The sequence below is a fragment of the Amycolatopsis rhizosphaerae genome, assembly GCF_007713715.1.
Classification (GTDB): Bacteria; Actinomycetota; Actinomycetes; order Mycobacteriales; family Pseudonocardiaceae; genus Amycolatopsis_E; species Amycolatopsis_E rhizosphaerae.
Genome location: NZ_VJWX01000076.1, coordinates 1 through 20,529, shown reverse-complemented (window position 1 = coordinate 20,529; position 20,529 = coordinate 1). Strand labels below are relative to the sequence as shown.

At 70.8% G+C, this 20,529-nt stretch carries 18 protein-coding genes; 11 read left to right on the top strand and 7 right to left on the bottom strand.

The window, feature by feature from the left end:
* Positions 1-147: 147 nt before the first annotated feature.
* The 5 genes from FNH05_RS10795 to FNH05_RS10775 all read right to left on the bottom strand — a co-directional run bounded on the left by FNH05_RS10795 (position 148) and on the right by FNH05_RS10775 (position 4,898).
* Positions 148-1,059 (bottom strand): 3-methyladenine DNA glycosylase, encoded by a 912-nt coding sequence (locus tag FNH05_RS10795; protein WP_144587211.1) that lies wholly within the window; start codon positions 1,057-1,059, stop codon positions 148-150.
* On the bottom strand, positions 1,046-2,089 hold the full coding sequence (locus FNH05_RS10790; protein ID WP_144587210.1) for a hemolysin family protein: 1,044 nt from the start codon (positions 2,087-2,089) through the stop codon (positions 1,046-1,048). Before FNH05_RS10790 ends, FNH05_RS10795 begins: the two co-directional genes overlap by 14 nt.
* A complete protein-coding gene (locus FNH05_RS10785; RefSeq protein ID WP_144587209.1) occupies positions 2,086-3,468 on the bottom strand; it encodes a hemolysin family protein in 1,383 nt (460 codons plus the stop codon). The genes FNH05_RS10790 and FNH05_RS10785 overlap by 4 nt, the downstream gene beginning before the upstream one ends.
* A 273-nt stretch (positions 3,469-3,741) precedes the next feature.
* A complete protein-coding gene (locus tag FNH05_RS10780) occupies positions 3,742-4,308 on the bottom strand; it encodes a TIGR03086 family metal-binding protein (protein WP_144587208.1) in 567 nt (188 codons plus the stop codon).
* Positions 4,305-4,898, bottom strand: a complete 594-nt coding sequence (locus tag FNH05_RS10775) for a TetR/AcrR family transcriptional regulator (RefSeq protein ID WP_144587207.1) — start codon at positions 4,896-4,898, stop codon at positions 4,305-4,307. The genes FNH05_RS10780 and FNH05_RS10775 overlap by 4 nt, the downstream gene beginning before the upstream one ends.
* Positions 4,899-5,044: 146 nt before the next feature.
* Here FNH05_RS10775 and FNH05_RS10770 point away from each other — a divergent pair, with 146 nt between their 5' ends.
* The 6 genes from FNH05_RS10770 to FNH05_RS10745 all read left to right on the top strand — a co-directional run bounded on the left by FNH05_RS10770 (position 5,045) and on the right by FNH05_RS10745 (position 11,851).
* The gene (locus FNH05_RS10770) at positions 5,045-6,313 is read left to right on the top strand and encodes a glutamate-cysteine ligase family protein (RefSeq protein WP_144587206.1); all 1,269 of its coding nucleotides are present in this window, start codon (positions 5,045-5,047) and stop codon (positions 6,311-6,313) included.
* The gene (egtB, locus tag FNH05_RS10765) at positions 6,310-7,659 is read left to right on the top strand and encodes an ergothioneine biosynthesis protein EgtB (RefSeq protein ID WP_186382487.1); all 1,350 of its coding nucleotides are present in this window, start codon (positions 6,310-6,312) and stop codon (positions 7,657-7,659) included. Before FNH05_RS10770 ends, egtB begins: the two co-directional genes overlap by 4 nt.
* Positions 7,660-7,689: 30 nt before the next feature.
* The gene (gene egtC / locus FNH05_RS10760; protein WP_144587205.1) at positions 7,690-8,454 is read left to right on the top strand and encodes an ergothioneine biosynthesis protein EgtC; all 765 of its coding nucleotides are present in this window, start codon (positions 7,690-7,692) and stop codon (positions 8,452-8,454) included.
* Positions 8,455-8,458: 4 nt separating this feature from the next.
* Entirely contained in the window at positions 8,459-9,433 is a 975-nt protein-coding gene (gene egtD, locus FNH05_RS10755; protein ID WP_144587204.1) for an L-histidine N(alpha)-methyltransferase, read from the top strand.
* A gap of 17 nt (positions 9,434-9,450) precedes the next feature.
* On the top strand, positions 9,451-9,921 hold the full coding sequence (locus FNH05_RS10750; RefSeq protein ID WP_144587213.1) for a nitroreductase family deazaflavin-dependent oxidoreductase: 471 nt from the start codon (positions 9,451-9,453) through the stop codon (positions 9,919-9,921).
* A 277-nt stretch (positions 9,922-10,198) separates the two neighbouring features.
* Positions 10,199-11,851: a phospholipase C gene (locus FNH05_RS10745; RefSeq protein ID WP_144587203.1), complete on the top strand. Its 1,653-nt coding sequence runs from the start codon at positions 10,199-10,201 to the stop codon at positions 11,849-11,851.
* A gap of 61 nt (positions 11,852-11,912) precedes the next feature.
* Here the strand turns inward: FNH05_RS10745 and FNH05_RS10740 are convergent, their stop codons facing one another.
* Positions 11,913-12,677 carry an SDR family oxidoreductase gene (locus FNH05_RS10740; protein WP_144587202.1) on the bottom strand — a complete coding sequence of 255 codons (765 nt, stop codon included), beginning with the start codon at positions 12,675-12,677 and terminating at the stop codon, positions 11,913-11,915.
* A 100-nt stretch (positions 12,678-12,777) separates the two neighbouring features.
* On the opposite strand from FNH05_RS10740, the gene FNH05_RS10735 reads away from it, so the two are divergent.
* Entirely contained in the window at positions 12,778-13,641 is an 864-nt protein-coding gene (locus FNH05_RS10735; protein ID WP_144587201.1) for a helix-turn-helix transcriptional regulator, read from the top strand.
* Between the two features lie 73 nt (positions 13,642-13,714).
* Here FNH05_RS10735 and acnA read toward each other — a convergent pair whose 3' ends face one another.
* A complete protein-coding gene (gene acnA / locus FNH05_RS10730) occupies positions 13,715-16,537 on the bottom strand; it encodes an aconitate hydratase AcnA (RefSeq protein ID WP_186382486.1) in 2,823 nt (940 codons plus the stop codon).
* A gap of 548 nt (positions 16,538-17,085) precedes the next feature.
* On the opposite strand from acnA, the gene FNH05_RS10725 reads away from it, so the two are divergent.
* From FNH05_RS10725 to FNH05_RS10710, 4 genes are all read left to right on the top strand, one after another.
* Positions 17,086-18,390, top strand: coding sequence for an NlpC/P60 family protein (locus FNH05_RS10725; protein ID WP_425458435.1), 1,305 nt, complete (start codon positions 17,086-17,088; stop codon positions 18,388-18,390).
* Positions 18,391-18,526: 136 nt separating this feature from the next.
* On the top strand, positions 18,527-19,093 hold the full coding sequence (gene mobA / locus FNH05_RS10720; RefSeq protein WP_144587199.1) for a molybdenum cofactor guanylyltransferase: 567 nt from the start codon (positions 18,527-18,529) through the stop codon (positions 19,091-19,093).
* Between the two features lie 123 nt (positions 19,094-19,216).
* Positions 19,217-20,284, top strand: a complete 1,068-nt coding sequence (locus tag FNH05_RS10715) for an AAA family ATPase (protein WP_144587198.1) — start codon at positions 19,217-19,219, stop codon at positions 20,282-20,284.
* A partial coding sequence (locus tag FNH05_RS10710) for a DUF58 domain-containing protein (protein ID WP_144587197.1) occupies positions 20,284-20,529 on the top strand: 246 nt, incomplete at its 3' end. The genes FNH05_RS10715 and FNH05_RS10710, both read left to right, overlap by 1 nt.

Sequence of the window (20,529 nt, the reverse complement as noted above, 5' to 3'; positions counted from 1 at the left end):
GTTGTGACGCCCCATGGGGTGTCCCTTCGACTCTGCGTGTGCACTTGCTCGGCGGCCTCACCCTAACAGGGGTAAGCCGTTAGGGAAACGTGATGTTTTATCGAACTGCTCGAAACTTAGGGTCACCGGCAAGAGGATCAAGAAAAGTCAACCGCCGAGTGTCGGAAGATCATGGCACCTCGCGACCAGTTCGTGGCGCAGGGGTGCGGCGCGGCGGGCGAACTCGGCCTGCTGCCGGGCGTACTCCGCCCGTCCCGACGGCGTTTCGACCGGAATCGGCGCATAACCGAGGGGGCGGAGATCGTAGGGACTGGCGCGCATATCCAGTTCACGGATCGCCACGGCCAGTTCGAAACAATCGGCCACGAGTTCCGCGGGGACGAACGGTGACAAGCGGAATGCGGCCTTGTACAGGTCCATGTTCGCGTGCAGGCATCCCGGCTGTTCCAGTTCCGGCCGGGTCGCCCGAGTGGGCTGTGGCTCGTTGAGCGGGCGCGCGGGCGGGGTGAAGAAGCGGAAGGCGTCGTAATGCCCGCAGCGCAGGGGAAGCGACTCGACTACCGCGTCCGTCCCCGCAGGCCCCAGGCGCAGCGGCACCTGGTTGTGCCGCACCTGATCCGCGTCCTGCCGGTACACCATGGCCCACTCGTGCAGCCCGAAACAGTTCAGCCTCGGCGCGCGGGCGGCCGTCGCGGTGAGCAGGGTCAGCAGCCGGCGTGCCGTCTCCGCGCGCTTTCCGTCGAAGGCGGCGAGGTCGAGCGCCACCCCGCCCGGCACCTCGTGGTATTCGGGGCGCTCCAGGAACCGGCGGGCCGCCTCCCCCGCGAGGACCACGCCGGGCCCCGGGTGCCAGCGTTCGAGCTGCGATGGCCGGTACGAGTAGTACTGGAACAGGAAGTCGTGCACCGGATGCTTCTCCCCGCGCGCCCGCCGCCGCAGGTAGGGCCCGGTCCACCGGCGCATCCGCTCGGCGTGCGCCCGTTCCCGCGCACACCACTCCGGTTCGGTCAGTACCCGCACCCGGTCATGATGGGCGACGAGCGGATCAGGCGATGACATGGGTGCCGTCGCGGACCGTGCCCACGTACTCCTCGACCAGGTCCTCCAGCGCGACCACGCCGATCGGGCGGCCGTCGGCGCCGAGTACCCGCGCCATGTGCGAGCCTTCCCGGCGCATCGCGGACAGGGCCTCGTCGAGCCGGGCGCGCAGCGTCAGATCGGTGAACGGGCGGATCTTCGCCCTGGGGACGGTGGCGGAGGGCCGGTCGCCGATCTGGTCCAGCACGTCCTTGACGTGCAGGTAGCCCTCGGGCTCCCCGGCGGGGGAGCACAGGGGATAGCGGGAGAACCCGGTCCGCGAGACCGCTCGTTCGACGTCGCCCATGGTGGGCTCCGACGGCAGCGTGGTGAGCCGGTCCAGCGGCACGAACACGTCCCCCACGGTTTTCCTCGCCGAGGACAGTGTCTGGCTCAGCCGCTCGTGCTCGGACCGTTCGAGCAGCCCCTCCTGGCGGGACTCGCTCAGCAGTTCGGCGAGTTCGGCCGAGGTGTAGGCGGTCTCCAGCTCGTCCTTCGGCTGCACCCGGGCCAGGCGCAGCAGCGAGTTCGCCACGAAGTTCAGCAGCCAGATGAACGGCCGCGCGAGCTTCACCCAGGCGACGTGCACCGGGACCAGCCACAGCGCGAGCCGTTCCGGTGCGGCGATGGCGAGGTTCTTCGGCACCATCTCGCCCATCAGCACGTGCAGGATCGTGATGAAGGCGAGCGCGATGGCGAACGAGATCGGGTGCACCAGCGCCTCGGGAATGTGCGCGAGCGCGAAGAAGGCGCCGAGCAGGTGTGCGATCGCGGGTTCGCCGAGGCGGCCCAGCAGCAGGGAGCAGATGGTGATGCCGAGCTGCGCTCCCGCCAGCATGAGCGACACGTGCCTGCTCGCGTTGATCACGATCCTGGCGCGCGTCTTGCCCTGCTCGAGCAGTGCCTCCAGCCGGTCGCGCCGGGAGGAGATGAGGGTGAACTCCGCGCCCACGAAGAACGCGTTGGTCAGCAGGAGCAGCACCACGAGGAAGAGGGCCAGCCAGTCGTTCACCGCCGCACCTCCTCGTGCCCGCTGCCCGTTCCGGGTTCTTCGGTGCTGTCTTCGGTTTCTTCCGCTTCTTCGCCGGCCAGCCGGTGCAGGCTCAGTTCGGCGATCCGGTGCCGGTCCATGGTCAGCACCTTCAGCCGCCAGTCCGCCACGTCGACCGTCTCGCCGCCGACGGGGATCCGGCCCAGCCGTTCCAGCACCAGGCCGGCGACCGTTTCGTAGTCGCCTTCCGGCATCCGGAACCCGGTGAGCTCGCGGACCTCGTCCGCGCGCAGCTGACCGGACACCATCCAGGTGTAGCTGTCCAGGCGCTGGGAGGCCGGCGCCTCGGCCTGGTCGTGCTCGTCGCGGACGTCGCCGATGATCTCCTCGACCACGTCTTCGAGCGTCACCAGGCCCGCCGTGCCGCCGTACTCGTCGACCACCATGGCGACCTGGAACCGCGAGTCCCGCAGCCGCGCCAGCAGCGCGTCGCCGGGCAGGGATTCGGGGACGGTCGGCACCGGCCTCATCAGCGAACCCACGCGGACGGTGTCCCGCTCATGGCCTGCCACCGTGAAGACCTGCTTGACGTGCACGGCGCCCCGCACGTCGTCGAGATCGCCACGGCAGACCGGGAACCGGGAAAACCCGGTACGGCGGGAGATCAGAATCAGGTCGGCGACCGTGTCGTCCTCGTCGAGCGCCTCGATCTGCACGCGGGGCGTCATCAGCTCTTCGGCCGTGCGGTCGCCGAAACGCAGCGACTTGCCGAGCAGTTCCGCGGTCGAGGTGTCGAGTGTGCCGCTCTCCGCGCTGGTCCGCACGATCGAGCCGAGTTCCTGCGGGGAGCGCGCCGAGCGCAGCTCCTCCTGGGGTTCGACGCCGAACTTGCGCACCAGCCAGTTGGCGCTGTTGTTGAGCAGGGTGATCAGCCAGCGGAACAGGGCCGAAAAGCGCGAGTGGTAGCCCATCACGGCGCGGGCGGTGGCCAGCGGGCGGGCGACGGCGAGGTTCTTCGGCACCATCTCGCCGAGCACCATCGACACCGCCGTGGCCAGCACCAGTGCGGCGGCCACCGAGGCGCCTTCGGCGGCCGACGGGCCGAGGCCCGCGAGGGTCAGCAGCGGGCGCACCAGCCTGCCGATCAGGGGTTCGGCGAGATAACCGGTGACCAGAGTGGTCAGCGTGATCGCGACCTGGGCGCCGGAAAGCTGGAAGGAGAGCGTGGCGTGGGCCCTGCGGACCGTCTTCGACCGGCGGTCACCGACCTGGCGCACGTTGGCGTCGATGGTGCTGCGTTCGAGCGTGGTCAGCGAGAACTCCGCGGCCACGGCGAGACCGGTCCCGGCGGTCAGCAGCAGGAACAGCAGGATCCCGCCGACGGCGAGCAGTACGTCCATTACCGGGCACCGCCCGCCGCTGTCCGGCGCGCAACGGCGCCAGGACGAGGTCTCCGATGAGGGGAAAGGCCGGGTTCGTCACCCGGCTCGATACTGTCACCAGGTGACTGCGCGTCGCGCACGAAAGGTGTCACTCCTTGGTAAGGGTGGCTGCGGTGGCTCCCATGATACCGGCAGGCCAGGGTAGCTGAGGCTGTCCTCGGTGAACGGTCGGTCCGGCGTCGGCCGTCCCGGCGGAGCGCGTGCCCCCAAGGCGACTTCGAGGGCAGAAGGTCAGCGGGGTTTGCGGCCGAGGAGGGCGAGCAGCCGGTCCGAGGGGGAGGCGTCCGCGGGGACCGGGACGGGCGGCGCGAAGATGCCGATGCCCTGCCACTGCTCCACCTGCGGCTCCAGCGTCTCCAGCAACTGCCGGGCCACCCCGTCGGGGACCGGCTCCGCCGCGCCGAGCGCGGTGGACAGGTCCCAGCCGTGCACGGCCAGGTCGAGCGTCATCTGCCAGCCGTAGTCGGCGGCGTCCGCCTCCCCGTAGGAAAGGTGCACCCGCTTCTCCAGCGCTCCCGGGGCGGTCCAGGCTTCCCGCGCGGCCGAGGAGGCCCGTTCCCAGGCCGCGACGGGATCGTCGCCGAGCACGTCACCGTCGTAGCGGTCCCCGACCTCGGCCAGGGTCTGCCCGGCGAGCAGGTGCGGGACCCAGAGTTGCTCGGACACCAGGTGGTTGACCAGGTCCCGGATGCTCCACTCGGTGCAGGGGGTCGTGTTCCCCCACTGGTCCGGCCCGATCCGGCGCACCGCGCGGTCGAACCCGCCCAGCGCCTCACCGTGCGCGTCGAGGAGCTTCATGCCTCCAATGAAGCACGAACCCGCTGATGGCGCACGCTCTCCTCGACCAGATCGAGCACCGGGCCCAGATCGTCGGCGGGCAGGCCCATGGCCAGGTGGGACACGAGCCCTTCGAGGACCAGTTCGAGGTAGGAGGTGAGCACGTCGACGTCCACGTCGTCGCGGAGGTTGCCCGCTTCGAGCTTCCGCTGCAGGCGCAGTTTGGTGGCCTGGGTGAGCAGCTGGGACCGTTCGGCCCAGCGGGCGCGGAACTCCGGGTCGGTGCGCAGCCTCCGCGACACCTCCAGCCGGGTCGCGAGCCATTCCGCCGGCTGCTCACCGGCCCCGGACAGCAGGTCGCGCATGACCTGCACGAGCCCCTGCGCGGCGACCACGTCGGCCATCCGGGCGGCGTCCTCCTCCGCGAGGGCGAGGAACAAGGACTCCTTGTCGCGGAAGTGGTGGAAGATCGCGCCGCGCGACAGGCCGGTCGCTTCCTCCAGCCTGCGCACCGTGGCACCCTCGTAGCCGTAGCGGGCGAAACACACCCGCGACCCGTCGAGGATCTGGCGCCGTCGCGCGTCGAGGTGATCCTGACTGACCCGTGGCATTCCCAGATCCTGTCACCCGTGGTAGTCCCTACGCAATCCGTACGTACGTATTGTGACGGTTCCCCGGCCCCGATCGGCGCCTGAAAATGTCGTACCGCGCGTGTAGCGTCCGAAGCCAGATGTTCCCACCGATTGGGGAGGTGCGAATGACTGCTGTTCGTCCTTTTTCCGAGTCTCCCGACGGCGCGGGCGGGGTCGCCGAGCTGGCCGCGAAGGTCATCTCCGACCGCGCCGCCGGCGAGGCGTACGTGGCCTCGGTGTGTTTCAAGCACGGCCCGCCCCGGCTGCTCGGAGTGGAGCTCGAGTACACCGTTCACTACGCCGAAGACCCTTCACGACCCCTCGATCCCCGGGATCTGGCCCGTGCGCTGGGGGCACACGCTCCGCGCTCGCTCGATCCCGCCAGCCCAGGGCAGCCACTGCCCGCCGGTTCGCCGCTCACCGTCGAACCCGGCGGCCAGGTGGAGATCTCGCCCCTGCCCCAGGCCCGGCTCGCCGATCTGGCCGAAGCCGTTTCCACCGATCTCGCCCGGCTGACCGAGCTGCTCGCCCGCGCCGGGTTCGCCCTCGGCGAAACGGGTATCGATGCCTTCCGGCGTCCGGCCCGGGTGCTCGACACCCCCCGTTACGCCACCATGGAGCGCCGTTTCCGCCCGCGAGGGCCCGCGGGGCTGACCATGATGTGCAGCACCGCGGGACTCCAGATCTGCGTGGACAGCGGCGAGCGCGCCGCCCTCGCGCAGCGCTGGGCCGCGGTGCACGTGCTCGGCCCGCCGTTGCTGGCCCTGTTCGCCAACTCCCGGCGGCATGCCGGGCGGGACACCGGGACGGCTTCGGCGCGGTGGCTCGCCGTGCGGGAGACCGAGCGCGCCCGCACCTTCCCGACCCCGCTGACCGACGACCCGGTCACCACCTGGGCCCGCCGGGTGATGGACACGCCGCTGCTGCTCGTCCGCCGTCCGGACGGGCCATGGGACGTGCCCGAGGGCGTCACCTTCGGCGACTGGGCGGCCGGGCGCGGGGTGGACGGGCTGCCCGGCCCGCCCACGACGGCCGATCTGGACTACCACCTGACCACGCTGTTCCCGCCGGTCCGGGCGCACGGCTACCTCGAGGTGCGCTACCTCGACGCGCAACCGGCGCACCGGTGGCTGGAGCCGGTGGCGCTGCTGTCCGCGCTGCTCGCCCGTCCATCCACAGTGGACAGAGTGCGGGAGATCTGCGAGCCGGTGGCGGGCCGCTGGGAGGAAGCGGCCCGCCGTGGCCTCGCCGACCCCGCGCTCGCCTCGGCGGCGCGGAAGGTGGTGGAGCTGGGCTGCGCGGAACTGGGCCGCACCGGGCTGCAGCCCGGCCGTATCGGCGAAATCGGCGAAAGCCTGCAGGGGTTGGCACGGACGAGAGGGGAGAAGTGGTGAACGGATCGTTGAGCGAGGCGCCGAGCCCGCTGCGGGAACTCGGCGGGGACAGGTTGCGGGCCCATGCCGCGGAGGCGCTCACGCGGGCGCGGCGGCGCAGCACCGCGCTGACCGACGCGGTGGACGACGAGGACCTCGTCCGCCAGCATTCGAAGCTGATGTCGCCGCTGGTGTGGGATCTGGCCCATATCGGCAGTCAGGAAGAGCTGTGGCTGGTCCGCGATGTCGGCGGCCGCGAGCCGCTGCGGCCGGACATCGACGATCTCTACGACGCCTTCCGGCATCCGAGGGCGGATCGGCCGTCGCTGCCGCTGCTCGGGCCGTCCGAGGCCCGCGCCTACGTGGCGCAGGTGCGGGACAAGGCACTGGACGTGCTGGCGCGCGAGCCGATGGAGGGACGCCGCCTGACCGAGGCGGCCTTCGCCTTCGGCATGATCACCCAGCACGAGCAGCAGCATGACGAGACCATGCTCGCCACGCACCAGTTGCGGCAGGGCGAAGCGGTCCTGCACGCGCCACCGGCCCCGTCCCGCCGGGCCGGGGCGCTGCCCGCCGAGGTGTTCGTGCCCGCCGGGCCGTTCGTGATGGGCACGAGCGTGGAGCCGTGGGCACTGGACAACGAGCGCCCGGCGCACGAGGTCCACGTCGACGCCTTCCACCTCGACACCACCCCGGTCACCAACGGGGCTTATCTGGAGTTCCTGGAATCCGGCGGTTACGACGAGCGCCGCTGGTGGAGCGAGGCGGGCTGGGAGTACCGCACCGCGCACGACATCACCGCGCCGCGCTTCTGGTACCGGGAGTCCGGCGGCTGGTGGCGCATCCGGTTCGGGGTGCGCGAACCGGTGCCCGCGGACGAGCCGGTGGTGCACGTGTCGTTCTACGAGGCGCAGGCCTATGCGGCCTGGGCCGGGAAACGCCTTCCCACCGAAGCGGAGTGGGAGAAGGCCGCCCGCTTCGATCCGGCCACCGGCCAGTCCCGCCGCTACCCCTGGGGCAACGAGGAACCGACCGCCGAACACGCCAACCTGGGGCAGCGGCACCTCGGCCCCGCCGCGGTGGGGGCGTACCCGGCGGGGGCTTCGGCTCTGGGCGTGCACCAGCTCATCGGGGACGTGTGGGAGTGGACCAGCACCGACTTCCACGGGTATCCGGGATTCGCGGCCTTCCCGTACCGGGAGTACAGCGAGGTCTTCTTCGGGCCGGAGTACAAGGTGCTGCGCGGCGGTTCCTTCGGCACCGACCCGTCGGCGATCCGCGGCACCTTCCGGAACTGGGACTACCCGATCCGGCGGCAGATCTTCTCCGGGTTCCGGTGCGCACGAGACGCCCAGGTGCGCGGGTGAGCGCGGTTTCCGGCGTGGGGGAGCGGTGCCGTGTGTAGGCATCTCGCCTATCTCGGGCCGCCCTGCTCGCCCGCGGAACTGCTGTTCGACGCGCCGCATTCGCTGCGGCACCAGTCCTACGCCCCCGCCGACATGCGCGGCGGGGGCACGGTGAACGCGGACGGATTCGGCCTGGTGTGGTACGCCGGGGACGGCACGCCGGTGCGCTACCGGCGGGTGAGTCCCTTGTGGAGTGATCATGATCTGCCGGTGCTGGCGCGCACGCTGCGGGCCGGGGCGTTCGTCGCCGCGGTGCGCAACGGGTCGATCGGCATGCCGGTCGCCGAGGCGGCCTGCGCGCCGTTCGTGGACGGGCCCTGGGCCTTCAGCCACAACGGAGTGGTGCCCGGCTGGCCCCATGCGCTCACCGGGATCGCCGGGGAGGTGCCGCTCACCGAACTGATGACCCTGGAAGCGCCGACCGACTCCGCCCTGCTGTGGGCCTGGCTGCGGGCCCGCCTGCGCGCGGGTGAGGATCCGCTCGCGGCCGTGGCCGGGCTGACCGCCCGCGTCGCGGCCGAGGCGCCCGGCGCCCGGCTGAACTTCCTGCTGACCGACGGCGAGGTCGTGGTGGCCACCGCGTGGACGCACGCCCTGTCGGTCCGGCAGTCCGGCGAGGCGGTCGTCATCGCCTCGGAACCGCCCGACCCGGGGCCGGAATGGCGCCCGGTGCCCGACGGGCATGCGGTGATCGCCCGGCGTGGCCGGGTGGATCTCGTCCCGCTCGACCTTCCCTCTCTCGAGATCGGAGCCTGACCCCATGAGCAAGCCGGACCTTGACGTGCACCGCGATCCGGTCGACGTCACCGGTGCCCTGCGTGACGACGTGCGCACGGGCCTGTCCGCATCGCGGAAATGGCTGCCCTCCAAGTGGTTCTACGACGCGCGGGGCAGCGCGCTGTTCGAGGAGATCACCGGCCTGCCGGAGTACTACCCGACGCGGGCCGAACGCGAGGTGCTGGGCCGGGAAGCCGCGGAGATCGCGCGGGTCACCGGCGCGCGGACGCTGGTCGAGCTGGGCTCGGGGTCGAGCGAGAAGACCCGCCTGCTCCTCGATGCCCTCCGTGAGCACGGCACGCTGCAGGCCTTCGTGCCGCTGGACGTGTCCGAAGCCGCGCTGGCCGGCGCGGTCGGCGCGATCCAGGCCGAGTACCCGGGACTGGACGTGCGGGGCGTGGTGGGGGACTTCACCGAACATCTCGGCCTGCTGCCGGGGGAACCGCCGCGCCTGGTGGCCTTCCTCGGCGGCACCATCGGCAACTTCCTGCCCGGGGAGCGGGCCAAGTTCCTGCGGTCGGTGCGGGACGTGCTCACCGAGGGGGAGTGGCTGCTGCTCGGCACGGATCTGGTGAAGGACCGGGAAACGCTGGAGCGCGCCTACGACGACGCCGCCGGGGTGACCGCCGAGTTCAACCGGAACGTCCTGCGCGTGATCAACGAGCGGCTCGGTGCCGATTTCGATCCCGGCCGCTTCGCACACGAGTCGTACTGGGACAACGGCAACGAGTGGATCGAAATGCGGCTGCGGGCGCGCGAGGCCATGACCGTGACGATCCCGGGTGCGGACCTGGCGGTGCGCTTCGCCGAGGGCGAGGACATCCGCACCGAGATCTCCGCGAAGTTCCGGCAGGAAGGGGTCGCGGCCGAACTGGCGGAGAGCGGTTTCACCCTGCGGAAGTGGTGGACCGACGCACCGGGACGGTTCGGGGTGTCCCTGGCCGAAGCCGGCCGGTGAGCAAGTGGTCGAATAGGGTGGTGAACCCGCTTTCGGCACTGGCTCGCGTCCTGGGCAGGAAGCCCTGGCTGATGAAGCTCGCGAAGGCCATCATCTGGGTGGACAAGCGGCTGTACCGCATGTTCGGCGGCCGCGTGACCCTGGTCGGCATCGCGGGGCTGCCCTCGCTGCGGCTCACCACGGTGGGCCGCAGGAGCGGGCAGCCCCGCAGCACGAACCTCCTCTACTTCCCGCACGAGGACGGTTACGTGCTGGTCGGGTCGAACTGGGGCCGCACCCGGGATCCGGGCTGGACCTTCAACCTCCGGACCCATCCGGAGGCCGAGATCGAGGTGAGGGGCAGGCGGATCCCGGTGCGCGCGACGCCGGTCAAGGGGGAGCGGTACGACGAGCTGTGGGGGGAGCTGCTCCGGTTCTGGCCGGGTTATGCGATGGAACAGGAGGCGGCCTGCCGGGAGCTGCCCATCTTCCTGCTCACCCGCCGCTGACGCCACGAATATCCGATTTCCTCCCGGATGGGAGGAAATCGGCGTGAACATTCGCTGAAACTCTGCGGCACGTGGTCTGGAACACCCCGTTTCGCGCCTCCGGCGCTTACGCTCCGCTCGCAGTGGTCATCCGTTCGAGCGATAGGAGCACGGTGTCGCGCGGAAGAGCGGGTGCCGGTCCCATGCCGCCGCACTCCCGGTCCACCGTCCACATGCGACTGATCGTCGCCCCGTACGGACCACTGCTGCCCACTCCCAGTACAACAGGAGGACAACAGTGGACAGAGCTTTCGGCCGCCTGCGCCGTAAGCCCGTACTGCTCGGTGCCGGTGCGCTGCTGACCGCGGCCGGGGTCGCCGTGGCCGTGACCACCGCCGTCGGCGGCGCCGAGGCGCAGCCGCTGCCGCAGCATGCCGGAGGGGTGCACACCCAGACCCCGATCAAGCACGTCGTGGTGATCTTCGGCGAGAACGTCTCGTTCGACCACTACTTCGGCACCTACCCGAACGCCGCCAACACCGGCGGCACGCCGTTCACGGCGGCGAAGGGCACGCCGAAGGTCGACGGGCTGACGCCGGAGCTGCTGAAGAACAACCCCAACGCCTACAACCCGAAGCGGCTCGGCCCGGCGCAGGCGATGACCTGCGACCAGGACCACAACTACGGCGCCGAGCAGAAGGCGTTCGACGGCGGCAAGATGGACAAGTTCGTCGAGTACACCGAGACGGACAAGTGCGCGGCGGGCCTGTTCGCCGAGCCCGGTCTGGTCATGGACTACTACGACGGCAACACCGTCACCGGACTGTGGAACTACGCGCAGCACTACGCGATGAGCGACAACTCGTACAACACGACGTTCGGCCCGTCCACCCCCGGTGCGCTCAACCTGGTCTCCGGCCAGACCCACGGCGCGCAGGCGGTCACCCCCGTCACGCACCAGCCCACCACCGACTCCTACGTGGTGGCTTCGCCCGACGCGAACGGCATCGGCACCGTCATCAACGACCCGGACCCGGCCTGGGACGACTGCTCGGACAACAACCACACCAACAGCCACAACCTGGCGGCGATGCAGGGCCGCAACATCGGTGACCTGCTCAACGAGCGCAATGTCACCTGGGGCTGGTTCGAGGGCGGCTTCCGCCCGACCGGCACCGCCAACGGGATGGCGGTGTGCGGCCAGAGCCACACCAACGTCGGCGGCGCGAAGGTGAGCGACTACAGCCCGCACCACGAGCCGTTCCAGTACTACAGGTCGACGGCGAACGAGAAGCACCTGCCGCCGAGCTCGGTGGCCGCGATCGGCCGCACCGACCAGGCCAACCACCAGTACGACATCAGCGACTTCGACGCCGCGCTGCAGGCCGGGACCATGCCCGCGGTGAGTTTCCTGAAGGCGCCGATGTACCAGGACGGCCACGCCGGCTACTCGGACCCGCTGGACGAGCAGCAGTTCGTGGTCGACGAGGTGAACAAGATCCAGCACTCGAAGGACTGGGACTCCACGGCGATCGTGCTGGCCTACGACGACTCCGACGGCTGGTACGACCACGCCGCCTCGACCATCGTCAACGGCTCCCACGACGCGGCGAACGACACCGCGCTGTGCCAGGACAAGAAGTCGGAGACCGGCGGCTACGCCGACCGCTGCGGTTACGGCCCGCGCCTGCCGCTGCTGGTGATCTCGCCGTACTCGCGGACGAACTACGTGGACCACACCCGCACCGACCAGTCCTCGATCCTGCGGTTCATCGAGGACAACTGGCACACCGGCCGGATCGGGGACGCCTCGTTCGACGAGCGGGCGGGCAGCCTCGAACACATGCTGGACCTCGACGGCCACGGTGAGCACGGTGAGCACGGCGAGCACGGTGAGCACCGGGCCCCGGCGGTCACGCTGGACCCGAAGACCGGCGCCGTCGTGCGCTGACGTTTTCCCTTCGCACCGGGAAAAGGGAGTCCTGCCCCGGCAGGGCTCCCTTTTCCTTGCCCTACTTCCCGTGCGGATCGGCCGCGTTCAGGGTCTGGACCACCTGGTCGTAATCGCCCCGAGCCTCGCCGTAGCGCAGGAACTTCACCCGTTCCACCTGGATCTCCTTCGCCTCGGGCCGGGTCTCGAGCAGCGTGACCACCTCGGACACGAACTCCTCCAGCGGCATCGCGAATCCGCTCTCCTCCTGGCCGGGCAGCAGCGCCGTGCGCACCGCGGGGGGCACGAGTTCCACGACCTTCACCGTCGTGTCGGCCAGTTGCAGCCGGAGTGACTCGCTGAGCAGGTGGATCGCGGCCTTCGACGCGTTGTAGCTCGGGGTGATCTTGAGCGGTGCGAACGCCAGTCCCGAGGAGACGGTGACGATCGTGGCGTCCGGCCGGGTCCGCAGGTGCTCGACGAAGGCGGCGATCAGGCGGATCGGGCCGAGCAGGTTCGTCGTCACGACCGATTCGGCCGAGGCGAGGAAGGTCTCGGGCTGGTGCCAGTCCTCGATGCGCATCACCCCGGCCATCGTGATCAGGACGTTGAGGTCCGGGTACCGGGCCAGGACCTCCTCCGCGGCCGCGCCGATGCTCGCCGCGTCCGTCGTGTCGATCCGCACGGTGCCGAGACCGGGATGCTCGGCGGCGATGCGTTCGAGCAGCTCGGTGCGCCTGCCGCCGACGATGACGGTGTTGCCCCTGTCCTGCAGCGCGAGGGCCAGGGCCAGACCGATGCCGCTGGTGGAGCCGGGGATGAAGATCGTGTTTCCGCTGATGTCCATGCCCCCAGCATCGTCGGCGGGAGACGGGCCGGGCAGAGAAGGTTTATCGGGGGATCCGCGATCCCTGGTTCCGGCCTGGCGCGGCCGGATAATCGGAGTCATGGACCGTGTCGCATTGGCGGAGTTCCTGCGCCACCGCAGGGAGGCGCTCCGCCCCGAGGACCTCGGGCTCCCGGAGGGCGCTCGGCGCCGGGCCGCCGGGCTGCGTCGCGAGGAGGTCGCGGCGCTCGCCGGGATGTCGACCGACTACTACACCCGGCTGGAGCAGCAACGCGGTCCGCAGCCGAGTGAGCAGATGCTCGCGTCGCTGGCGCGGGCCCTGCGACTGACCAAGGACGAGCGGGACTACCTGTTCCAGACGGCGGGACACGCCGTCCCGGCCTCCTTCGCGGCCTCGGCGCACGTCGCTCCCGCACTGCTGCGCGTGCTGGACCGCCTCGCCGACACCCCGGCGCTGATCCTGTCCAACCTGGGCGAAACCCTGGTGCAGAACGAGATGGCCGACGCCCTGTTCGGCGACAAGTCCCATCACACGGGCCTGGCGCGCAGCGAGATCTACCGCTGGTTCACCGATCCCGCCGAACGGCTGCGCTATCCGGAGCAAGACCGTGACCGGCAGAGCCGGGCACAGGTGGCGAACCTGCGCGCCGCTTACGGGGCGATGGGCGCGCGTTCCCGCGCGGGGGAACTGGTCCGCGCGCTGCAGAAGGCGAGCGCGGAGTTCGCCGCCCTGTGGGAGCGGCACGAAGTCGTCAAGCGCTTCGAGGACCACAAGACGCTCCTCCACCCCGAACTCGGCGCGATCGAGGTCGATTGCCAGGTGCTGTTCACCGAGGACCAGTCGCAGATGCTGCTCGTGCTCACCGCGCCTCCGCGCAGCGAAGGCCACGAAAAGCTGAGACTGCTCGCCACGGTGGGGCGGGAGCGCTTCGCCGGGACCGCGGGACCGGGAACGGGGCCGTGAGGGCCCCTCGCGGCAAACGAAAGGCGCCGTGAGCTCGGAAGCGGGCCCACGGCGCCTTCGGCCGATCCGGGGATCAGGCGCGGGTCATCTTGCGCAGCACGTACTGCAGGATGCCGCCGTTGCGGTAGTAGTCCGCCTCACCGGGGGTGTCGATGCGCACGACCGCGTCGAACTCGACCTTCGTCCCGTCCGCCTTGGTGGCGGTGACCTTGACCGTCCGCGGGGTCTCACCCTGGTTCAGGGTGGTGATGCCCGCGATGTCGAAGGTCTCCGTGCCGTCCAGGCCCAGCGAGGAGGCCGATTCGCCCGCCGGGAACTGCAGCGGGATGACGCCCATGCCGATCAGGTTCGAGCGGTGGATGCGCTCGAAGGACTCGGCGATCACCGCGCGCACGCCCAGCAGGCTGGTGCCCTTGGCGGCCCAGTCACGGGACGAGCCCGAGCCGTATTCCTTGCCGCCCAGCACGACCAGCGGGATGCCCGCCGCCGCGTAGTTCTGGGCCGCGTCGTAGATGAACGCCTGCGGCGCGCCCTCCTGCGTGAAGTCGCGGGTGTAGCCGCCCTGCACGTCGTCCAGCAGCTGGTTGCGCAGCCGGATGTTGGCGAAGGTGCCGCGGATCATCACCTCGTGGTTGCCGCGACGGGAACCGTAGGAGTTGAAGTCCTTGCGCTCCACGCCGTGCTCGGCCAGGTAGCGGCCGGCGGGGGAGTCGGCCTTGATCGCACCGGCCGGGGAGATGTGGTCGGTGGTGACCGAGTCGCCCAGCTTCGCCAGCACCCGCGCCCCGGCGATGTCCTCCACCGGCGACGGCTCGGCCTGCATGCCCTCGAAGTACGGGGGCTTGCGGACGTAGGTGGACTCGCTGTCCCAGTCGAAGGTCTTGCCTTCGGGCGTGGGCAGGGACTTCCAGCGCTCGCCGCCGTCGAAGACGTCGGCGTAGTCCTTGGCGAACATCTCCTGCGTGATCGCCGAGTCGATGGTCTGCTGGATCTCCTGCGTCGAGGGCCAGATGTCGCGCAGGAACACGTCGTTGCCCTCGGTGTCCTGGCCGAGCGGCTGGGCCTCGAAGTCGAAGTCCATCGTGCCCGCCAGCGCGTAGGCGATCACCAGCGGCGGCGAGGCCAGGTAGTTCATCTTGACGTCGGGGTTGATCCGGCCCTCGAAGTTCCGGTTGCCCGACAGCACCGACACGACGGTCAGGTCGTTCTCCTGGACCGCGGCCGAGATCTCCTCGGGCAGCGGGCCGGAGTTGCCGATGCAGGTGGTGCAGCCGTAGCCGACCAGGTGGTAGCCCAGCTTCTCCAGGTACGGCCAGAGGCCGGCCTTCTCGTAGTAGTCGGTGACGACCTGCGAACCCGGGGCCATGGAGGTCTTGACCCACGGCTTGACCGACAGGCCCTTCTCCACCGCGTTGCGGGCCAGCAGCGCCGCGCCCAGCATGACCGACGGGTTGGAGGTGTTGGTGCAGGAGGTGATCGAGGCGATCACCACGGCACCGTGGTCGAGCACGAACTCGCCGCGCTCTTCGGACTTGACCAGCACCGGCTTGCTCGGGCGCCCGGTGGCACCGTTGGCCGCGGACTCGATGTCCACGCTGTCTTCCTCGGCGAAGGACAGCGACGGGGCGTCGCTGGCCGGGAAGCTCTCCTCGACCTTTTCGTCCACCTTGGTGTGCGGGGTCGGGTGCTGCTCCTCGACGTAGTCGTGCACCGACTTGCGGAACGCGGGCTTGGCGTCGGACAGCGCGATGCGGTCCTGCGGGCGCTTCGGGCCGGCGATCGACGGGACCACGGTGGACAGGTCCAGTTCGAGGTACTCGGAGTAGACGGGCTCGTGCGACGGGTCGTGCCAGAGGCCCTGCTCCTTGGCGTAGGCCTCGACCAGCGCGAGCTGCTCGGCCGAGCGGCCGGTCAGCTTCAGGTAGCGCAGGGTCTCCTCGTCGATCGGGAAGATCGCCGCGGTGGAGCCGAACTCGGGGCTCATGTTGCCGATGGTGGCGCGGTTGGCCAGCGGCACCGAGCCCACGCTCTCGCCGTAGAACTCGACGAACTTGCCGACCACACCGTGCTTGCGCAGCATCTCGGTGATGGTGAGCACGATGTCGGTGGCGGTGACCCCGGCCGGGATCTCACCGGTGAGCTTGAAGCCGACGACGCGGGGGATGAGCATCGACACGGGCTGGCCGAGCATCGCGGCCTCGGCCTCGATGCCGCCGACGCCCCAGCCCAGCACACCGAGGCCGTTGACCATGGTGGTGTGCGAGTCGGTACCGACCACGGTGTCCGGGTAGGCCTGGCCGCCGCGGGCCATGACGGTGCGGGCCAGGTACTCGATGTTGACCTGGTGCACGATGCCGGTGCCCGGCGGGACGACCTTGAACTCCTCGAACGCGTTCTGGCCCCAGCGCAGGAACTGGTAGCGCTCGCGGTTGCGCTCGTACTCGATCTCGACGTTGCGCTCGAAGGCGTCGGCGCGGCCGAACACGTCGATGATCACCGAGTGGTCGATGACCAGCTCGGCCGGGGCCAGCGGGTTCACCTTGTCCGGGTCGCCGCCCAGGTCGGTGACCGCCTCGCGCATGGTGGCCAGGTCCACGACGCAGGGCACGCCGGTGAAGTCCTGCATGACCACGCGGGCCGGGGTGAACTGGATCTCGATCGAGGGATCCGCGGTGGCGTCCCAGTCCGCCAGTGCGCGGATGTGCTCGGCGGTGATGTTCGCGCCGTCTTCGGTGCGCAGCAGGTTCTCGAGCAGGATCTTGAGGCTGTACGGCAGGCGCTGGGCCCCCTGCACCTTGTTCAGGCGGAACACCTCGTAGGAGGCGTCACCCACCTTCAGGGTGTCGCGGGCGCCGAAGCTGTCCTTGCTGGCTGGTGCGGTCACGTCCAACTCCATGGGCTTGCCAGGCGCCTCACGTGATCCGTGCACGCGAGGGCCGTCCCGGTCAGTTCGGTTTTCGGGTTACCGGAGCGAGTCTTGCGCACGCTGTGGCGTCCGCGGACGCGGGGACGGCGCGCAGGCTCCCCGACAGCAAACAGTACGCTTGTCCTTTTTTGGCTTCAAGAGCGACACGCCCGCGTTCGGTGTGACCTCTTCCGGCGAACCGCGCCGGCGTTGACGTCGCTCGGCTCCAGGCTCCGCGGCACCGTCGTGCCCTGCTCGACGGCGGTGCGGATCGGGCCGAGGTAGTACTTCCCGTTCACCCGCCCGGTAATCACGCGGACCGCCGCGGCGAGCGGCTTGTCCCTCCGGTCCGTGATCCACCGCTGCGACGTGGGCGGGCGGCGAAAGGGTCCCTCGAACGGGGTGTTGTTGCAGGCGAGACACAAGTTTCAGGTGATGCTTGTGATACCTGTGAGGCACCTGAGGCGGCAAGAGGGGCGGAGAGCGTGGGGAAGTCGAGAGGCGAACGGGTGATGCGGGGCGGCTTCGCCCGGGCGCTCATGGCCGGCACCGTGAGCGCGGTCGTGATCGCCGCCGTGCTGGCCGGGACCGGAGTCTCCGCCGCCGTCCCGCCCCCGCCGCCGAACCCGAGCGACGCGGAGATCAGTGCCGGGCAGGCCGACGCGAACGCCAAGGCGGGCGAGGTCGGGCAGCTGACCAACCGGCTCGCCGCCGCCGAGAGCAGGCTTTCCGCGCTGCAGGACGAGGTCGAGCTCAAGCGGGAGCTGGCCAACAAGGCCCTGGTCGACCAGCGGAGGGCCCAGGACGCCTCGGCGCAGGCACAGGCCGACGCCGACGCCGCCCGCAGGGAGGCGGACGCGGCGGCCAGGGACATCGATGCCGCCCGGGCGCGGCTCGACGCCTTCATCGCGGGCAGCTTCCAACAGGGCAGCACGATGGGCTCGATCTCGGCCTACCTCGGCTCGACCGATCCGAAGGACCTGCTCGCTCGCGCGCAGCTGCTGTCCTCGGTCACCGACAGCCAGCTCAACGCCCTCGACCTGATGCGCCAGGCCCAGACCGGCAAGGCCAACAAGGATGCGGCGGCGCGGGCCGCGCTGCAGCTGGCCCGGCAACGGCAGGCCGAGGCCGAGCAGGCGCAGCGGGCCGCCGACGCCGCGCAGGCGGCCGCGGTGCGGGCGCAGCAGGACCAGGCGGCCGGCGCCGTCGGGCTGCAGGCCGACAAGGACGCCGTCGAACAGCAGCTCTACCAGGCGCAGCAGCGTGTTGCGGGGCTGCAGGGCCAGCGTCAGCGCTACGAGGAGTGGCTCGCCCAGAAGCGGCGCGAGGAAGAGGAGCAGGCGCGCCAGGCCGCGCTGAACGCGGGCCGCGCCCCGGGGCAGGCGGCGCCGGGCCCGGCAGGTCCGGCAGGGTCGGGAAGCCCGGCGGGATCGGCCATCGAGCGGGTGATCGCCCGGGCGATGGCGCAGCTCGGCGTGCCCTACTCGTGGGGCGGCGGCAACGCCTACGGACCCACGCTCGGCATCCGCGACGGCGGGGTGGCCGACGCCTACGGCGACTACCGCAAGGTCGGCTTCGACTGCTCCGGCCTGATGATCTACGCCTTCGCCGGTTTCGTCTCGCTGCCCCACTACAGCGGCTACCAGGCCGAGGCCGGGCGCAGGGTGCCGCTGTCGCAGATGCGGCGGGGTGACCTGCTGTTCTGGGGCAGCGACATCCACCACGTGGCGCTCTACCTGGGCAGCGGGATGATGATCGAGGCGCCGCAGTCCGGGATGGTGGTGCGCGTGACCCGCGTCCGCTACGGCGACATCGTCCCCTACGCCACTCGCCTGATCGGCTGAAACGGGCGAGCCGTGAAGGGTCCCTTCACGGTCGGATCGACTGTGAAGGGACCCTTCACGGCCAACACCCCAGGTGACTTTGCCGGGGCTTCCGGTCAGGACGGACGCCTTCGGGGTACGCGTTAGCCTGGTGGGCATGCCCGCCCTCGCCGGAATCGTGCTCGCCGGCGGTGCCGCCCGCCGCCTGTCCGGGGTGGACAAACCCATGCTCGAGGTGGGCGGGCTCCCGCTGCTGCACCGCGCGGTGGGGGCCCTCGCGGCCGCCTCCCCGGTGGTCGTGGTCGGCCCCCGGCGGCCTGGCCTGCCCGCGGTGCGCTGGACCAGGGAGGAACCGCCCGGCGGCGGACCGCTCGCCGCGCTCGCGGCCGGGCTGGCCGTGCTGCCGGAGACGGAGGAGACGGAACTGGTGGCGGTGCTCGCCGGTGACCTCGCCGCGATCACGGCGTCCACAGTGGACCGCCTGATGGCGGCGGTGGGCGACGGCTCCGGTGGCGCCGTGCTGGTGGACGGCGAAGGCCGGCGGCAGTGGCTGATCGGGGTGTGGCGCGCCGCCGGGCTGAGGGCGGTTCTTCCCGCCCGGCCGGAGAACGCGTCGCTGCGCGGGGTCCTCGGCGCGCTCGACATCGTCGGCGTGCCGGAGAAACCCGGCGAGAGCGCCGATGTCGATACTCCCGAGGACCTGCGAGCCACTCGCGCCGGGTGAGCGGAACCCAGTCCCGGAACTCGTCCCGAAGCTCACAGCCCTCTCACCGGGCGTGAGATTGACTACCGATACGGTCGCACGGCAGAGGTGAACGTGGCGGCGAACGCGAGCGAGGAGGGAACCGTGACCGAGCCCGGCTACCCGGAGGGCACGAACGGGCAGCAGACCACGACCCCGGCCCGCGACGGCCAGTTGCTGGAACGCACCGTGTTCGAGGTCAAGCGGGTCATCGTCGGGCAGGACCGGCTGGTCGAGCGGTTGCTGGTCGGCCTGCTGGCCAAGGGGCACCTGCTGCTGGAGGGCGTGCCCGGCGTCGCCAAGACGCTGGCCGTGGAGACCTTCGCGCGCGTGGTCGGCGGCACGTTCTCCCGCGTCCAGTTCACCCCCGACCTCGTCCCGGCCGACATCCTCGGCACCCGGATCTACCGGCAGGGCAGCGAGCGCTTCGACGTCGAGCTCGGCCCGGTCGTGGCGAACTTCGTGCTCGCCGACGAGATCAACCGGGCGCCCGCGAAGGTGCAGTCGGCGATGCTCGAGGTGATGGCCGAGCGACACGTGTCCCTCGGCGGCAAGACCTTCCCGATGCCCGACCCGTTCCTCGTGCTGGCCACGCAGAACCCGATCGAGAACGAGGGCGTGTACCCGCTGCCGGAGGCGCAGCGCGACCGGTTCCTGTTCAAGATCGTGGTCGACTACCCGACGGCCGAGGAAGAGCGCGAGATCATCTACCGGATGGGCGTGACGCCGCCCGAGCCGGACGAGATCCTCAGCCCCGCCGAGCTGGTCCGGCTGCAGGGAGTGGCGTCGAAGGTGTTCGTGCACCACGCGCTGGTCGACTACGTGGTGCGCCTCGTGCTGGCCACCCGCACCCCGGCCGAACACGGGCTGACCGACGTCGCGGGCTGGGTGTCCTACGGCGCCTCGCCCCGGGCGAGTCTGGGCATCATCGCCGCCGCGCGGGCACTCGCGCTCGTCCGCGGGCGCGACTACGTGCTGCCGCAGGACGTGGTGGACGTGGTGCCGGACGTGCTGCGGCACCGCCTGGTGCTGTCCTACGACGCGCTGGCCGACGCGGTGCCGCTGGACCACATCGTCAACCGGGTGCTGCAGACCGTGCCGCTGCCGCAGGTTTCCGCCCGGCCGCAGGGCGGCCCCGGGCAGCCGGTCCCGATGGGGGCACCGGGGCGCTAGTGGTGACCGAGAACGAGAACCGTCCTTCGTGGGCGCCGCCGGTCCTGCGGGGGGAGCGCCTCGAGGCGGGGCTGCGCACGCTCGAACTCGACGTCCGGCGGCGGCTGGACGGGTTGTTGCAGGGCAATCACCTCGGGCTGGTGCCCGGGCCGGGCTCCGAGCCGGGGGAGGCCCGGCCCTACCAGCCCGGTGACGACGTCCGCCGGATGGACTGGGCGGTCACCGCCCGCACCACGGTGCCGCAC

What these genes read in the sequence shown, in the direction of transcription:
- FNH05_RS10795 (WP_144587211.1), bottom strand. Translation starts at nt 1,059, where the DNA reads ATGTCATCGCCTGATCCGCTCGTCGCCCATCATGACCGGGTGCGGGTA.
- FNH05_RS10785 (WP_144587209.1), bottom strand. Translation starts at nt 3,468, where the DNA reads ATGGACGTACTGCTCGCCGTCGGCGGGATCCTGCTGTTCCTGCTGCTG.
- FNH05_RS10780 (WP_144587208.1), bottom strand. Translation starts at nt 4,308, where the DNA reads ATGAAGCTCCTCGACGCGCACGGTGAGGCGCTGGGCGGGTTCGACCGC.
- FNH05_RS10775 (WP_144587207.1), bottom strand. Translation starts at nt 4,898, where the DNA reads ATGCCACGGGTCAGTCAGGATCACCTCGACGCGCGACGGCGCCAGATC.
- FNH05_RS10770 (WP_144587206.1), top strand. Translation starts at nt 5,045, where the DNA reads ATGACTGCTGTTCGTCCTTTTTCCGAGTCTCCCGACGGCGCGGGCGGG.
- egtD (WP_144587204.1), top strand. Translation starts at nt 8,459, where the DNA reads ATGAGCAAGCCGGACCTTGACGTGCACCGCGATCCGGTCGACGTCACC.
- FNH05_RS10740 (WP_144587202.1), bottom strand. Translation starts at nt 12,677, where the DNA reads ATGGACATCAGCGGAAACACGATCTTCATCCCCGGCTCCACCAGCGGC.
- FNH05_RS10735 (WP_144587201.1), top strand. Translation starts at nt 12,778, where the DNA reads ATGGACCGTGTCGCATTGGCGGAGTTCCTGCGCCACCGCAGGGAGGCG.
- acnA (WP_186382486.1), bottom strand. Translation starts at nt 16,537, where the DNA reads ATGGAGTTGGACGTGACCGCACCAGCCAGCAAGGACAGCTTCGGCGCC.
- FNH05_RS10725 (WP_425458435.1), top strand. Translation starts at nt 17,086, where the DNA reads ATGGCCGGCACCGTGAGCGCGGTCGTGATCGCCGCCGTGCTGGCCGGG.
- mobA (WP_144587199.1), top strand. Translation starts at nt 18,527, where the DNA reads ATGCCCGCCCTCGCCGGAATCGTGCTCGCCGGCGGTGCCGCCCGCCGC.